We start from the raw sequence: 15,464 nt of genomic DNA on the forward strand, positions 1-15,464 counted from the left end.
CGCGCACCCACCACGTGTGTGGCCTAAATGCGAAAATACGTGCATCTATTCCCCAAAGCAGGACCCTTTTTGTCTGGGCTGTCTTACGCACGCTGGTGAGCGTACAGCTATTGTGATACGCCTCCGAAACCTGACAAGTTAGCCCCAAGAAAGTCTTTACGAAATACGAGGACATTGGCGATCGCTGCCAAACCATCACCACGACCAGTAAAACCTAATCCGTCTGTTGTCGTTGCACTAACAGAAACCGGTGCGCTGACAATACTGCTCATGCGCTGACACGCTTCAGGTAGACGAGCAGCCATACGCGGACGTTTACCGATAATTTGGACAGTAGCATTTCCAAGGCGCCAGCCCGCATCATGCGCCATACGCATGACCTCACGCATAAAAGTTTCTCCACTGGCATTCGCCCACTGCGGACGGTCTGTACCGAAAACAGTTCCTAATTCACCCAGTCCACAGGCTGTAAGAATCGCATCACATAAAGCATGTGCTGCAACATCTGCATCTGAATGTCCCGACAGTGGTGTTTCATCGGGCCACTGTAAACATGCAAGCATCAGCGGGCGCTCAGAAGCGTGATCCTTAGCAAAAGCGTGAACGTCACATGCCTGTCCCGTTCGGAAAGGAAAAAAAGGCTCTGCAGGTGACATATCGGATAAGACAGTGGATAAAGAGTCGCTCATACCTCAAGCCTACGGCTTCTTTTTCGTGGCGACACTACGACGTGCGAGGGCACGAATGGGCCTTGCATGAAACACTCAACAACAAGTGAGACTCCACCGATAGAATCGCTCTGTGCGTTACCTTTCAACTCGTTCAGCAACAGATACGCCCACCATGAGCTTCAGTGATATTTTGCTGATGGGACTTGCTCCAGATGGCGGTTTATACATGCCGGTGGACTACCCGACGATCACCGAAGAAATACTCGCGCAGTGGCGTACCACTTTGAATGAGGAAGGCTATGCTGCTTTAGCGGCACGTGTCCTCTCGTTATTTATCGACGATATTCCAACTGAGGATCTTGTAGGAATATGCGAACGGGCCTACCGTACCCCGACATTTTCTACACCGGATATCGTGCCCGTGACAGACCTCGGAGACGGCCTGTGGCTCTCACACCTATCTGAAGGGCCGACAGCGGCTTTCAAAGATATGGCTATGCAGCTTTTAGGTGAACTCTTTGAATATGAACTCACACGCAGGAATAGTTGGCTCACCATTGTCGGAGCCACCAGTGGTGACACAGGTTCGGCTGCTGAATATGCGCTGCGTGGACGCGCCGGATTATCCGTCGTCATGTTGACTCCAGCAGGTAGGATGACTCCTTTCCAACGAGCACAAATGTTTTCCCTGATGGATGACAATATTGTGAACGTCGCGGTTGACGGAGTATTTGATGACTGCCAAGACCTCGTCAAATCCCTCAACATGGATGCGGATTTCAAAGCCGAATGGCACATAGGCGCGGTGAATTCAATTAACTGGGCGCGCCTGGTTGCTCAAGTTGTGTACTACGTGGCGACATGGATTCGCGTATCGGAACAGGTAGCACTTGCAAGGGGAACCCATCCGAATCAGCAGAAAATCAGTGTCTGTGTGCCTTCAGGTAACTTCGGTAACGTATGTGCTGCTCATATTGCGCGCTCGATGAGACTCCCGCTCGGTACGTTAATTGTGGCAACAAATGAAAATGATGTCCTTGACGAATTTTTCCGTACAGGTGTGTACAGGGTTCGTTCATCAGCAGATACCCTTGCCACCTCGTCACCGTCTATGGATATTTCAAAAGCGTCAAATTTTGAGCGTTTTGTGTGGGATATGCTCCATCGTGACGCTGAGCGTGTTGCTGATCTTTTCGGTGCGTCCTTGACGACTCAGGGCTTTTTTGATCTGTCAGATACTCCAGAATTTGCTTCACTGCGTGACACGTGGGGTTTCGTGTCAGGTTCTTCAGGTCATGCTGATCGCGTGACACAAATACGTCAGGTCTACAAAAACAGTGGGTATTTATTGGATACTCATACGGCTGACGGTGTGCATGTGGCAAAACAATGGGTGGCCCACGTGGATACGCCACTTGTCGTGATGGAAACAGCATTACCTGTGAAATTTGCGGACACAGTTGCTGAAGCAATCGGTGAAGTTCCGCCCATGCCGCAGCGTTTTGTGGGTATTGAGGATGCTCCACAAAAAGTGACAGATATGCCAAATGATGTGGAAAAGTTAAAAGAGCTTGTGCGTACACATGTGCGTGCCTTTCCTCAATCAAGTGAACATCATGAGGTAGCTTCCCTTAGCTATGAGGGCCGCAACTAAGGACCGCTTACCGCTGATAGTGCGGCGGGGTGTCCTCTCTGTTGTCATTATGTAGGCGTATTAGTTGAGTTCGTGTGTCACATGTCCGATTCATCTGGCTGATACACGTGGGCAGTGCTGAGCCTATTACGATGGACCTATGACGTTACACATGTACGACTCACGAACCGCTCAGCTCCAACCGCTTCGTCCGATACGTCCAGGACATGTAGGAATTTACTTATGTGGTGCGACGGTTCAAGGTTCGCCGCATGTAGGGCATCTGCGTAGTGCTGTGGCCTTCGATACTCTGATTCGCTGGTTGAAGCGCAGTGGCTATGAGGTGACATATGTACGTAATGTCACCGATATTGACGATAAAATCCTCATGAAATCGGAGGAAGCGGACTGGCAATGGTGGGCATGGGCTTACCGTTTTGAACAGGAATTTGCGGCAGCTTACCGTGCTTTGGGGGTGATTCCACCAACATATGAGCCACGAGCAACAGGGCATATCCCCCAGCAGATTGCTTTGATTCAGCGTCTTATTGATCGTGGACATGCCTATGCTGATGGTCAAAATAATGTGTATTTCGATGTGCGTTCGCTTTCAGACTATGGTTCTTTAACTCGTCAGCGCCTTGAGGACATGCTCACCACAGAAGATCCTGCTCAGATTGATTCTTCACGTGAAGCAGGTAAACGTGACCCGCGTGATTTTGCCTTGTGGAAAGCAGCAAAAAGATCTGAGCCAGAAACGGCTTCATGGGATTCACCATGGGGGCGAGGCCGCCCGGGATGGCACCTTGAATGTTCAGCAATGGCCTGTCATTACCTGGGTGAAGAATTTGATATTCATGGTGGAGGCATTGATTTGCGTTTCCCTCACCATGAAAATGAGCAGGCTCAATCACACGGGGCCGGGTGGAATTATGCGCGCCTGTGGGTTCACAACGCATGGGTGACTACTCACGGTGAAAAAATGAGTAAATCCTTAGGAAATGTGTTGTCCTTGGATTCTTTGACACGCGATTATCCTGCCGTAGTCATCAGGTGGGCGCTGTCAACGGTGCATCATCGTTCCGCTATCGAATGGGGGCCGCAAACTTTACCGGCGGCAGCTTCGGCATGGGCAAAATTTTCTGGTTTTGTTGCGCGCACAATTGAGGTGGCTGGTCGCATTCCAGAAACGGAGGTGCGTTCATTAACGCCAGAGGATCTGCCGCGTGCTTTTACTGATGCGATGAATGATGATTTGAATGTGGCAGGCGCTCTTGCTGTGGTGTATGAGTACATGAAGCAGGGGAATGTGGCCCTCAATGATGGGGATGTGGAAGCGGTACGTCGAGCGCAACTGTACGTGCGTTCCATGCTTGATGTATGGGGGTGTGACCCGGCTTGCGATCAGTGGAATGCTTCAACAAATAGTGCCGAGGCTTGCCTTGGTGTGACTGATAGGGGCGCTGAAGCTTTGGCGGCGCTGGTTGAAGCAACTATGGCTGATCGTGCTCAGGCTCGCGCACAGAAGGATTGGGCGCGTGCTGACGAATTACGTGATCGTTTAGCTGCTGCAGGTATTGTGGTTGAAGATGGGCGTGAAGGAGCCTCTTGGCATTTGGCTTAGGGTAAATATGCGTGTTGTGGGCAATATCGTGTCGGTTTTTGTCTGCGCGTGCAGGTAGGTCAGCTTTATGCTATTAAGCTGAATTGTTGTGTTATTGCGTGTACTTGTGGGAGTAGGAGTGTAGTAATGGCGGGTAATGATGGGCGTCGCGGTGCGGTACGTAAACCTGGCTCAAAGAAAGGGGCGACGGTTGGTACGGGAGGTCATTCGCGACGGCGTTTAGAGGGGCGAGGGCCGACTCCGAAAGCTGAAGATCGGACATATCATCCGGCGCATAAACGTAAGATTGCGCGTGAAAAACGTGAAGCTCAAGAAGCCGCGATTGCTCGTGCTCGTGCGAAGTCATCGATTAAGGTGCCCGAGGGGTATGAGCTTATTGCTGGTCGTAATCCGGTGGCTGAGGCTGTACGTGCCGGTGTTCCGTTGTCGCGTGTTTTCGTGATGGGGAATGTGAAAGATGATCGTGTCGAGGAAGTTGTTCGTCAGGCTACGGCTTTAGGTGCGCCCGTGTATGAGGTGACACGTCGTGATCTGGATGTGGCAACTGATGGTGCTGTTCATCAGGGTGTTGCTGTGGAGGTTCCTGCCTACGAGTACAGTGATGTTGCTGATCTTATTGCTGATTCTGTTCAGCAGGTGAATGCGCCTTTGTTGGTTGCTTTAGATCAGGTGACAGATCCGCATAATGTGGGGGCGGTTTTGCGTAGCGCAGGTGCTTTCGGTGCGGATGGTCTGATTTTGCCTGAGCGTCGGAGTGCGGGTGTGACGACGACTGCGTGGAAGGTATCGGCAGGGGCTGCTGCGCATGTGCCTGTAGCTCGCGCAACGAATTTGGTGCGTGCTTTAGAGGACTGTAAACGTGCAGGTTTCTTTGTTGTTGGACTTGATGGCGGCGGTGATGTTGAGCTACGTGATTTGGAGTTGGCGACGCTTCCTTTGGTTGTAGTTACTGGTGCTGAGGGCTCAGGTTTATCGCGTTTAGTGCGTGAAAAATGCGATCAGGTGGTGTCAATCCCGATTTCTTCGGTGGTGGAGTCTTTGAATGCTGCGGTGGCTACGGGTATTGCTTTATATGAGGTAATGTCAGTGCGCCGTGCGCATGAGGGGTGACGTTGCAGTGTGTGCCCGACGGTGTGTGAATGCCGTCGGGTTTTCTTTCATAAAAAAGTGATATCATATTTATATCACTTAAGAGGTTTTGACGCCCAGAGCGTATACGGCCTCTCTTAGAGGAAAGAAAAGATGATGAACAAACAAAAAGTTCAGATAATGCAAACGCGCGCCACTGATGGTGAAATCATTGAAAAACCTGCACTTAGCTACGGTTCAGGTCTGTCTTTCGTGTTCCTTCTGCTTGTTTTAACTTTACTTGCAGGCAGCATCTACGGATTTATCATGGCTGTACAAGCTACAGAGACAGATGAATCTGCGGTGGGAACCTATTTTGCTCTCTCGGCTGTAGTTTTTGGTGTTGTCCTGCTTTTTGGTCTGACATCACTGGATATAGTTTCCCCAGGACAAACCAGTGTCCGACAATTCTTCGGACGCTACATTGGCACTGTTCGCCGCACAGGTCTTGTATGGGTTCCGCCTTTAACCACCGGAAAGAAAGTATCCGTTAAAATACGCAACTTTGAAACTCAAGAACTCAAAGTAAATGACCTCGATGGTAACCCCATTAACATTGCAGCAATCGTGGTATGGAAAGTAGCTGACACAGCCCGAGCAGTTTACTCTGTTGAAAAATATGAAGAATTTATTCACACCCAATCAGAAGCAGCGCTCCGGCACGTCGCAACCGTTCACCCCTACGACGAACCTGGCCCAGGTGAAACATCGCTACGCGGTGGAACTGATATCGTTTCCACAGAGCTAGCTGCAGAACTATCCGCACGTGTTTCTATGGCAGGTCTTGAAATTGTCGAAGTACGCATATCGTCCTTGGCCTATGCCCCTGAAATCGCGCAAGCAATGTTGCAACGCCAACAAGCAGGTGCGGTAATCGCTGCGCGAGAACAAATCGTCGAAGGTGCAGTAACAATGGTCGATCAAGCACTGAAACGCCTTGAACAAGACGACATTGTGACCCTTGATGATGAACGAAAAGCTCAGATGGTATCCAACCTCCTTGTTGTCCTCTGCTCTGAACAAAACACAACCCCAGTTATTAATGCTGGCTCTTTGTACTCCTGACAGGAGATGGAGTGAGCGACAAAGTAAAAGGGCGCGGCGATGACAAAGAACGGCTGTTATCGCCCGCTTCCTTGCCTGACAAAGCCAAGGAAGACCAGCGCCCACATACGCAAAAGAACGCGCGAAAAAGTATCCTCCTGCGATTAGATCCTTTTGTTCATGACGCTCTGGCAAAATGGGCATCTGACGAACTAAGGTCAGTGAATGCGCAGATTGAAATTATTTTGCGACGTGCTCTCACGCAAGCCGGACGCGAATATACAGCCGCGCCCCTGCGTTCACGTGGCCGCCCCTCAAAACAGAATGATATTTCTGAATAATACGCATAACTGTGTATGACGTGACTTACACGCACATCACTTTTACTGGCAGCGCTCGCAGTATTTCTCGACTACAATTCATGAGGTAGAACCACCGTTCTGCCTGCGTTGTGCCGAGGCATATCACGCAGAATCGGTTAAACAGGAGAACCACCATGCCAGCGGTGATCGTACTCGGAGCTCAATGGGGCGATGAAGGCAAAGGTAAAGCCACAGATCAATTAGGTCAACGGACAGATGTGGTCGTAAAATTCAACGGCGGTAATAACGCAGGTCATACAGTTGTCATAGGTAAAGAAAAATACGCACTTCACCTCCTTCCAGCAGGTATCCTTTCGCAAGGAGTCACACCAGTTATTGGTAACGGGGTCGTCGTTGACCTTGAAGTTCTTTTCCAAGAACTCGAAGAAATGACATCGCGCGGTGTGGACGTATCACGATTACTTATCTCTGCCAACGCTCATATCATCCCCAGCTACAACCGCATCATGGATCGCGTCACCGAAAAATCATTAGGTGAACGGCAAATTGGCACCACTGGTCGCGGAATCGGCCCCACATACGCCGACAAAATGAACCGTATCGGTATTCGCATACAAGACCTTTTCGACCCATCCATTTTGCGACAAAAAGTACACAGCGCACTGTCTGGGAAGAACACAACCTTAGAGGCCTTCGGAGCCCAACCCATCAATCCAGATACCGTAGTGGAAGAACTCCTCTCCTACGCGGACCGGATTCGACCTATGGTTGTTGACGCATCATATGTGGTAAACAAAGCCCTCGACGAAGGAAAAACTGTCCTCTTTGAAGGAGGACAAGCCACAATGCTTGACATTGACCACGGCACCTATCCTTTCGTCACCTCATCAAATCCGACTGCCGGCGGCGCATTGACAGGCACAGGTGTTGGCCCCACTCGTATTGATGCGGTTGTTGGCGTGGCCAAAGCCTATACGACACGTGTTGGTGAAGGTCCTTTCCCCACAGAACTGACAAATGAAATAGGGCAAGCACTCCGTGGAAAAGGCAGAGAATTCGGTGTAACGACCGGACGTCCTCGCCGTTGCGGTTGGTTTGATGCCGTGGTAGTTCGCTACGCGGCTCGCATCAACGGATTAACAGATATTTGCTTGACGAAACTCGATGTCCTCACCGGATACGACACAATCCCCGTATGTGTGGCATACGACGTTGATGGCGTTCGCATGAATGAAATGCCAATGGATCAAACCTCATTCCACCACGCTATTCCCGTATACGAGGAAATGCCTGGGTGGACTGAAGATATCACAGGGATACGTCGCTACGAGGACTTGCCAGTGAATGCGCGCGCATATGTGGAACGTTTAGAGGAACTATGCAATTGCCGTATTTCCTCTATCGGCGTAGGACCAGGACGCGAAGCAACAATCGTGCGGACACCGATCTTCGCTTAAGAAAACTCATTTTCTGTGCGCTCACCGTAAGACTGCGGTGAGCGCACTGCTGTATAAACAATGCAACCTGATAAAACAAAAGCAACTACTCAGCGCAGAAAAAGCGTGACAGACATCCTGTAATCGGGGATCGTGTACGGAGAACTTCACAGTAAAGAAGAAAAACACCGAGCCGAAAGCGCCTGTCGGCGCGAAGGCCGCTCGTAGCGGCAGAGTGTGGAGCCCGGGGCTTAGCGACTCGGTGCCTGCCTATCTTACGACGATATATGCGTGAATGCTCACTGGGAAAAAATTTTGTGGAGAATAAACGAAAACAAGCGTATACCTATGTAAAGATACATACGTGGAAGCGGATGATACACGGAAGGTCCTGCCCGAAAATATGCAGGCCGAAATAGGTATTTCTCGTCGTGCCCGTGCTCAGGCGCACAAAAAATCTTTTATTCACACAACCCTCATCCGCCCAGCAACTGCTGGCCCGATGACAGTAACTGTGCTGAGCATAGTAGCTGCCCTCACCTCGATTATCCCGAACGGGCACTGGCTCATGTTGACCATACCTGTCCTAGCAGCCATTCTTTTAGCGCTGCAATGGCCGCAACTGACAGGTACCCCCACATCTGTCTTTGGTCAGGCAGGTATTGTTTTTGGTGCGCTTGTGTCCAATGTCGCGGTATCTGTAGTGAAAGACCTCTATTGGATCACACTATTAACGGCGCTCCTCGTAGTCCTTGTACTTATTGCTGAGGTTTTAAGTGCCCCACGTCCCATAGATCATTCACAGGTTTTTTCACGTGGAGAATCCGCAGGCACTAAGCGCATATCAACACATGTCGGATTTAGCCCCACATGGCCTACGCAAGCAACAACCGCGACAATCGTGGCTTCAGTAACAGGTCTTCTTATCGCAATGAGTGGTTCAACTTGGACCGGAATGAGCGTGTCACCGCGGTGGGCTTTCGCTATTCCCTTCACTGCTTTTACGGTGATTACTGCTTCATGGGCAATGCGTTTAGGCTCTCGCCAGTGGATTAATGTCCTCTGCTGTTTTACCTGCACTATCGCCGCAGGTATAGGTTCAATGATGTTTTTTGCTCAAGCAGTCCAAACCTCACGGATCAACGCGGTAATGCATGTACTTTCTTTCGGTGCAGGTACGTCACTTCATGTTGGAGTTGTGATTTTAGGTGTACTCCTTGGTGGCACTGTCGCTGTTGTTGTCACAGTAATTGACCGCTTATTTGCTGAACGGTGGGCCAGTAGCACCTCTCGCGCAGCAGCTATCGGAGCACTTATTTTCTTAACCGCCACATTCCCGATTTATGCTTTGATCCGCCTCGGTTAAACCTGACAAAACCACACGAAGGTAAAACAGGCCGGTTGCAGGTGTATTGGCTCGCGTGGCGATTATTCCTGTACTGGGTACCCTAGTAGTCATGATGGTAATTCCAGATAATCTACCTGTGAGTCTTGCGCCTCTTGCATGGATGCTTGGTTCATGGAAAGGCTGGGGAATGTATAGCGCCCAATTCCTCACCGACACATCCGCGCCTGCGCAAACCTTCCCTCGCGCACAAGCAGGGGAAGCAGAACACGCCAATGAGGAAAACGATCCTGAGGCATCAGACGACCAGCCTGTGATAGAAGAAATTCGATGCGACATCGTTGGCGACTACATGCGTATGACAACAACAATTCGTTACGCGCAGGTACGTGAAGGTATGAGTATTGACCCCGTATGGGATGCGCATACAGCTTTGAGCCTTATGGACGAAAGTGACATTCTATGGGAAGAAACATCCTATATTCACTTACTTTCCGGACATGTTGATGTAACAACGCTTGCTCCCGGGCAGTACGCTCCCAGAGAATTGATGGGAACGAGTGCGACAACAACAGGGCTGGGCACGCTTTGGGCCGGTGTGTCTGTGGGGCCGCGAGTACAGCTTGTTTCTGATGCGATCGCGCGCGCACCGCAGGCTGATGACATTACGCACCTAGGGCGGATGTATGGGCTTGTGAATGGTGAAATGATGTGGACGCAGGAATGTACACGCGCAGGCGCAGAAGTTGCGGTGGAACTATCAGGCCGCCTTATGCGCATATCTGAAGAACCTGAGGAAGCATATGCTGCTCCTGCCACATCAGGCACAGAACACGCAAACACCGCAGGATTTTCCACCTCACCGACATTGGAACGCTAAAAAATGACATTGAACATTCCACGCACAGTTTTTCACGCTCATCCGCAGATCGTATGTGATGATGCTGCAGAAATAACCGTAGGTATTCCCTTACATTTTGGTGATCCTTCAGGTGAACAATGGGCAATTGAAGCAGGGGAAGGCATTGTTGACCGTTTAGACCTTGCAGCTGTTGTTGTGAGCGGGCCTGACCGACAGACGTGGTTGACCTCGTTGGCTTCTCAAAATGTCACAGGAATGGGTCCGGGAGATTCACGGGAAATACTGATTCTGGACCCGAATGGTCACATTGAATATGCGGCTGCCGCACTGGATGACGGCGAAAATACGTGGCTCATTACCGCTCGTTCTCACGCGGAAAAACTGGCTCAGTGGCTAATTTCTATGCAGTTCATGCTCCGCGTACACGTGTGTATCCGTGAAGATATTCGCCTATTTTCAACGGCTCATAAGCGCTCGCGCGAAGCAATCACGGACTGTGCTGGCTACCTGATGACGTGGGAAGACCCGTGGCCAGGTGTCCTTGAAGGAGGCGCTTCCTACTTTTCTGGCGATCATCCGGCCAGTGGCCTACACATGATGATTCATGTTGTCACCCAAGATGCTGCGCACACTTTTGCGCATGAGTGGATTGCAGCAGGCCAGAAAAGACGGCCGGCTGGTTTTCTTGCATGGAATGCAATGCGAGTAGCTGCATGGAAACCTGATATTGCCTCCGAAGTTGATGAACGCACTATCCCGGCAGAACTGGACTGGTTACGGACAGCCGTTCACACCAAGAAAGGTTGTTATCGCGGTCAAGAATCTGTGGCCCGTGTCCTGAACTTAGGGCGGCCACCTCGTCGTTGTGTTTTCTTGCAACTTGACGGTTTCCGAGGGGATCTGCCCGCTTCGGGAGCGCGTATCACTTTCGGGGGGCGTGTCGTTGGGCGAGTGACATCATCAGCACGTCATGCCGATATGGGTCCGATTGCTCTTGCTGTCATTGCACGTAATGTGCCTGCAGATGCAGTACTTGATATTGATGGTGTAGCAGCAGCGCAGGAACTGATTGTCCCCTTGGATGGGAAATCGTCAGTGTCTCCACGTGAGCGGCCAGGCGCGAATTTACGTAATCCGCTTTTACGTCGTCCTGATACTCCAGCTCTTGGCGGAGGCGGTGTCGTTGCCGCCTCAGGGGGTCAGTAAATTATGCGGGCTGTATTGCAACGTGTGAAGCAGGCGAGTGTGACAGTAGATGGGCAAGTTGTTGGGGCAATTGAAAGTGCCGGTGTGCTTGCTCTTATTGGCGTGACGCATACGGATGGGCCTGCTCAGGTTGACACGATTGTACGGAAAATAGCGGAATTGAGGATATTAGAGGGTGAAGTATCCCTCCAAGATGCTGGAGCGCCTGTACTTGTCGTCAGTCAATTCACATTGTATGGGGATACTCGTAAGGGTCGTCGTCCTTCGTGGAGCCATGCTGCGCCAAGTCACTATGCGGAGCCTTTGGTGCAGGCCGTTGTCCGTGGGTTACGGGACCGTGGTTTACATGTAGAAACGGGGCGTTTTGGCGCGATGATGGATGTGTCTTTAGTAAATGATGGGCCGTTTACTTTGCTTGTTGAAGCGTGAGTTGTGGCTGGTGGCCTGCGGGCGTGACCGCAGTGATGTGTTCCTTGCCGGTATAGCTTTGTCGATACACGAGTGGCAGTGATGTGTGCATGTGGGGTGTTCTTTTCACGCTCTGGGTGAACACGGACGCATCAATGTGCGCGGACCTTTAGGCTTGTAATCAATGAAAGTGTCGGAACGTATCTGCATATCACTGAGGCGCTGTACAAACAGCGCTATGTGGCTCAGAAAAGCTGACATAGTTGAGAGGGGAAGGGCACATCATGTTTGAAAGGTTTACTGATCGAGCGCGGCGAGTTGTCGTCCTCGCGCAGGATGAAGCGCGAAGCCTGAACCATAATTACATTGGAACTGAGCATTTACTGCTGGGCCTCATCACTGAAGGTGAAGGGGTTGCTGCGAAAGCTTTAGAGATGGTTGAGGTGAAGCGTGACGATGTGCGCGCTGCCGTGATTGACGCAATTGGTGAAGGTCAAAAGCCAGTGGAAGGGCATATTCCTTTCACTCCACGTGCGAAACGTGTTTTTGAATTATCTTTACGTGAAGCCTTGCAACTAGGACACAATTACATTGGGACGGAACACCTTTTATTGGGCTTGCTCAAAGAAGGCGAAGGTGTTGCTGCTGAGGTGTTAGCAAAGCTTGATGTTGACTTAAGTAAATTACGTGAGACAGTGATTCAACTGTTGTCCGGATACCAGCGTGCTACTGATGGTGAAGGCCGCGAAAGTGTAGGCGTAGGTGGCGGGGTAGCATCAGGACCAGAGCGCGCTAATTCTGCGATTCTTGAACAATTTGGACGGAATCTTACGCAGGCTGCCCGTGAAAACAAGCTGGACCCCGTTATTGGTCGCCGTACTGAGATGGAACGTGTCATGCAGGTTCTTTCGCGGCGCACAAAAAATAACCCTGTCCTCATTGGTGAACCTGGTGTTGGTAAGACAGCGGTTGTCGAAGGTTTAGCGCAAGCAATTGTTCATGGTGATGTCCCTGAAACCATTAAGAATAAACAGATTTACTCATTGGATATGGGTTCTTTGGTAGCGGGTTCACGTTATCGCGGTGACTTTGAGGAACGCTTAAAGAAGGTTCTGAAAGAAATCCGCACACGCGGTGACATTATTTTGTTTATCGACGAGATTCATACGTTGGTTGGTGCAGGTGCTGCTGAAGGTTCAATTGATGCGGCTCAGATGTTAAAGCCTATGCTTGCCCGTGGTGAGCTTCAAACTATCGGTGCAACAACAAACGATGAGTACCGTAAGTACATTGAAAAAGATGCTGCTTTGGAACGTCGTTTCCAGCCTGTGAAAGTGGAAGAACCTTCCGTTGCTGAAACCACGGGGATTTTGAAAGGGCTGCGGGATCGTTACGAAGCTCATCATCGTGTGATTATCACTGATGGGGCAATTGAAGCAGCTGCGGAGCTTGCTGACAGGTATATTTCAGATCGTTTCTTGCCGGACAAAGCCATTGATCTGATGGATGAGGCTGGGGCGCGTATGCATATTGCGCGTATGACTGCGCCACCGGAGTTACGTGAATTGGATGAGAAGATCGCGCGGGTTCGTCGTGAAAAAGAATCAGCTATCGACGATCAGGACTTTGAAAAAGCTGCTTCGTTGCGTGATGAAGAGTCCTCTTTAACGCAGGAACGTCAAAATAAAGAGGAAGCGTGGAAGGGTGGGGCTTCTGAGGACCTTGCTGAGGTAACGGAAGATGAAATCGCTGAGGTTTTGGCGATGTCTACCGGTATTCCAGTCTTTAAGTTGACGCAAACAGAATCCGCGAAACTTTTGCGTATGGAAGAAGAACTGCATAAGCGTGTTATCGGTCAGGATGAGGCTGTTAAAGCACTATCCCAGTCGATTCGTCGTACACGTTCCGGTTTGAAGGATCCGAAACGTCCGGGTGGTTCTTTCATTTTTGCTGGCCCGACGGGTGTGGGTAAGACTGAGTTAGCTAAAGCGCTCGCTGAGTTCCTCTTTGGTGATGAGGATGCTTTGATTCAGCTTGATATGTCGGAATTTTCTGAAAAGCACACGGCTTCTCGTATGTTCGGTGCTCCTCCGGGTTATGTTGGCTATGATGAAGGTGGCCAATTGACCGAGAAGGTTCGTCGTCGTCCATTCAGTGTTGTTCTTTTTGATGAGGTTGAAAAGGCGCATCCGGATATTTTCAACTCCCTATTGCAAATCCTTGAAGAAGGTCGTTTGACTGATTCGCAGGGTCGTAAAGTGGACTTTAAGAACACTGTCATCATTATGACAACGAACTTGGGGACGCGGGATATCAATAAAGGTGTTCTGACGGGCTTCCAGTCTGCTGATAATTTGACGCATGATTATTCGCGGATGAAAGCGAAAGTTGCAGAAGAACTTAAGCAGCATTTCCGTCCCGAGTTTTTGAACCGTGTAGATGACACGATCGTGTTCCCACCGCTCACGAAGGAACAGATCACTCAGATCGTTGATTTGATGATTGCTCAGCTTGCGATCCGTATGGAAGCTCAGGATATGAAACTTCAGCTCACAGATGAGGCTCGCGCTTTGTTAGCTGATCGTGGTTTTGATCCTGTTTTGGGTGCGCGTCCTTTGCGTCGAGCGATCCAACGTGACATTGAGGATGCTTTGTCTGAGCGTATTTTGTTCGGTGACATTGTTGCGGGGCAGGTTGTGACGGTCGGTGTGAGTGGCGAAGGGTTTGACCGAGAATTCACGTTTAACGGTCAGTGAATGTGAATCAGGTGTGTCAGATTTTCATTGAGTCGATACTTTTGCGGGCAGTGCGACTGGTGTTTATCTGACGGTTCAGAAAGGTTCACCTGTTGGCATGGAACATATGACATATGTGATGTGACAGTGTGAACGTTTCTCATGTGTGGGCCGTGTAGCTCTTAGGCTGCGCGGCTCACCTTTTCCCCGCTATTGTGTGGTCTAATGGATGTGCATTCCCATGTTGCAGGAGGCGTACTTTTATGGCTGATCTTTCCGAAGAACCACGTTACGGCCGACGTGTCAGCCCTTCGCAGGAGGGTGCTCACGCCTCGGCTCATTCTTCAACATATGAGGGGAATGATGGTGCAGGTTCAACGCCTTGGCCTCAATATGGTGAGGTGAATCCGCAGGGTCCGTTACCTGTTCCTCAATTTCAGGGTGGGCCAACTGGTGTTCCCGTGGGGCATCAGCTGTATGCTGCTCCAGCGTATTCTGGCCCCTCGTTGCCTTCACGTGCTCCTTCGGTGTGGATTGTGGTGTTGGGCCTGTTCGTCATGTTCCTTGTGGCTCCTCTGGTTTTCTTGGGGTCATTAATGGTGAATGGCTCGCTTATGGAAAAGGTGTCCACTGTTCGTACATTGAATAATGGTGACATGGTGAGTGTGGATGCTTCGGGTTCGTATTTTGTGGCGGCTTCGCGTCCTGATGTCTATTCCTGCACGATGACAGGGCAGGACGGTGTGGCGCATCCGATGGAAACGACCTCACTAATGGCAGGTTTTCAGATCTATGATTTGGAGGCGGGGAGCTACGCGCTGACCTGTGAAGGTGAGGGGAGTTTTACCTTGGAGGGGATGAGTTTCTACTCTCAGGAAAATATCCTTGATTTCGGTACGCGCGCATTTGTGTGGGCTTCTATTGTAGGACTGTGTGGAATTATTGTTACTGTTGTTGGTGTCGTGAAGTTGCTTCATGTGAATAGGCGACGAAATTCTATACGTGCAGGTTTAAGATTGTAGCAATCCATGTATATTGTTGGCATCATC

13 protein-coding genes are annotated in these 15,464 nt (G+C 50.4%); 12 read left to right on the top strand and 1 reads right to left on the bottom strand.

The window, feature by feature from the left end:
• Positions 1-107: 107 nt before the first annotated feature.
• Positions 108-689, bottom strand: coding sequence for a 2-C-methyl-D-erythritol 2,4-cyclodiphosphate synthase (gene ispF / locus LRP54_RS05400; RefSeq protein ID WP_231235285.1), 582 nt, complete (start codon positions 687-689; stop codon positions 108-110).
• Between the two features lie 112 nt (positions 690-801).
• Between ispF and thrC the strand changes: the two genes are divergently transcribed.
• From thrC to LRP54_RS05460, 12 genes are all read left to right on the top strand, one after another.
• Positions 802-2,325 (top strand): threonine synthase, encoded by a 1,524-nt coding sequence (gene thrC, locus LRP54_RS05405; RefSeq protein WP_231235286.1) that lies wholly within the window; start codon positions 802-804, stop codon positions 2,323-2,325.
• Between the two features lie 139 nt (positions 2,326-2,464).
• Positions 2,465-3,928, top strand: a complete 1,464-nt coding sequence (gene cysS / locus LRP54_RS05410) for a cysteine--tRNA ligase (RefSeq protein ID WP_231235287.1) — start codon at positions 2,465-2,467, stop codon at positions 3,926-3,928.
• 126 nt (positions 3,929-4,054) lie between these two features.
• Positions 4,055-5,038 (top strand): 23S rRNA (guanosine(2251)-2'-O)-methyltransferase RlmB, encoded by a 984-nt coding sequence (rlmB, locus tag LRP54_RS05415; RefSeq protein WP_231205616.1) that lies wholly within the window; start codon positions 4,055-4,057, stop codon positions 5,036-5,038.
• A 132-nt stretch (positions 5,039-5,170) separates the two neighbouring features.
• Positions 5,171-6,121, top strand: coding sequence for an SPFH domain-containing protein (locus LRP54_RS05420; protein ID WP_442984615.1), 951 nt, complete (start codon positions 5,171-5,173; stop codon positions 6,119-6,121).
• 71 nt (positions 6,122-6,192) lie between these two features.
• Positions 6,193-6,441: a hypothetical protein gene (locus tag LRP54_RS05425; RefSeq protein WP_231235359.1), complete on the top strand. Its 249-nt coding sequence runs from the start codon at positions 6,193-6,195 to the stop codon at positions 6,439-6,441.
• A gap of 155 nt (positions 6,442-6,596) precedes the next feature.
• Positions 6,597-7,880, top strand: coding sequence for an adenylosuccinate synthase (locus LRP54_RS05430; protein ID WP_231205615.1), 1,284 nt, complete (start codon positions 6,597-6,599; stop codon positions 7,878-7,880).
• A 343-nt stretch (positions 7,881-8,223) separates the two neighbouring features.
• Positions 8,224-9,225, top strand: coding sequence for a hypothetical protein (locus LRP54_RS05435; protein ID WP_231235288.1), 1,002 nt, complete (start codon positions 8,224-8,226; stop codon positions 9,223-9,225).
• A gap of 91 nt (positions 9,226-9,316) precedes the next feature.
• Entirely contained in the window at positions 9,317-10,084 is a 768-nt protein-coding gene (locus LRP54_RS05440) for a heme-binding beta-barrel domain-containing protein (RefSeq protein ID WP_231235289.1), read from the top strand.
• 3 nt (positions 10,085-10,087) lie between these two features.
• On the top strand, positions 10,088-11,272 hold the full coding sequence (gene ygfZ, locus LRP54_RS05445) for a CAF17-like 4Fe-4S cluster assembly/insertion protein YgfZ (RefSeq protein ID WP_231235290.1): 1,185 nt from the start codon (positions 10,088-10,090) through the stop codon (positions 11,270-11,272).
• A 3-nt stretch (positions 11,273-11,275) separates the two neighbouring features.
• Positions 11,276-11,701: a D-aminoacyl-tRNA deacylase gene (dtd, locus tag LRP54_RS05450; RefSeq protein ID WP_231205611.1), complete on the top strand. Its 426-nt coding sequence runs from the start codon at positions 11,276-11,278 to the stop codon at positions 11,699-11,701.
• 263 nt (positions 11,702-11,964) lie between these two features.
• On the top strand, positions 11,965-14,436 hold the full coding sequence (locus LRP54_RS05455; protein WP_231235291.1) for an ATP-dependent Clp protease ATP-binding subunit: 2,472 nt from the start codon (positions 11,965-11,967) through the stop codon (positions 14,434-14,436).
• 242 nt (positions 14,437-14,678) lie between these two features.
• Positions 14,679-15,437, top strand: a complete 759-nt coding sequence (locus tag LRP54_RS05460) for a hypothetical protein (RefSeq protein WP_231205609.1) — start codon at positions 14,679-14,681, stop codon at positions 15,435-15,437.
• The last annotated feature ends 27 nt before the right edge of the window (positions 15,438-15,464 follow it).

Origin of the sequence: Schaalia sp. lx-100 (assembly GCF_021083625.1) — a bacterium.
GTDB lineage: Bacteria > Actinomycetota > Actinomycetes > Actinomycetales > Actinomycetaceae > Pauljensenia.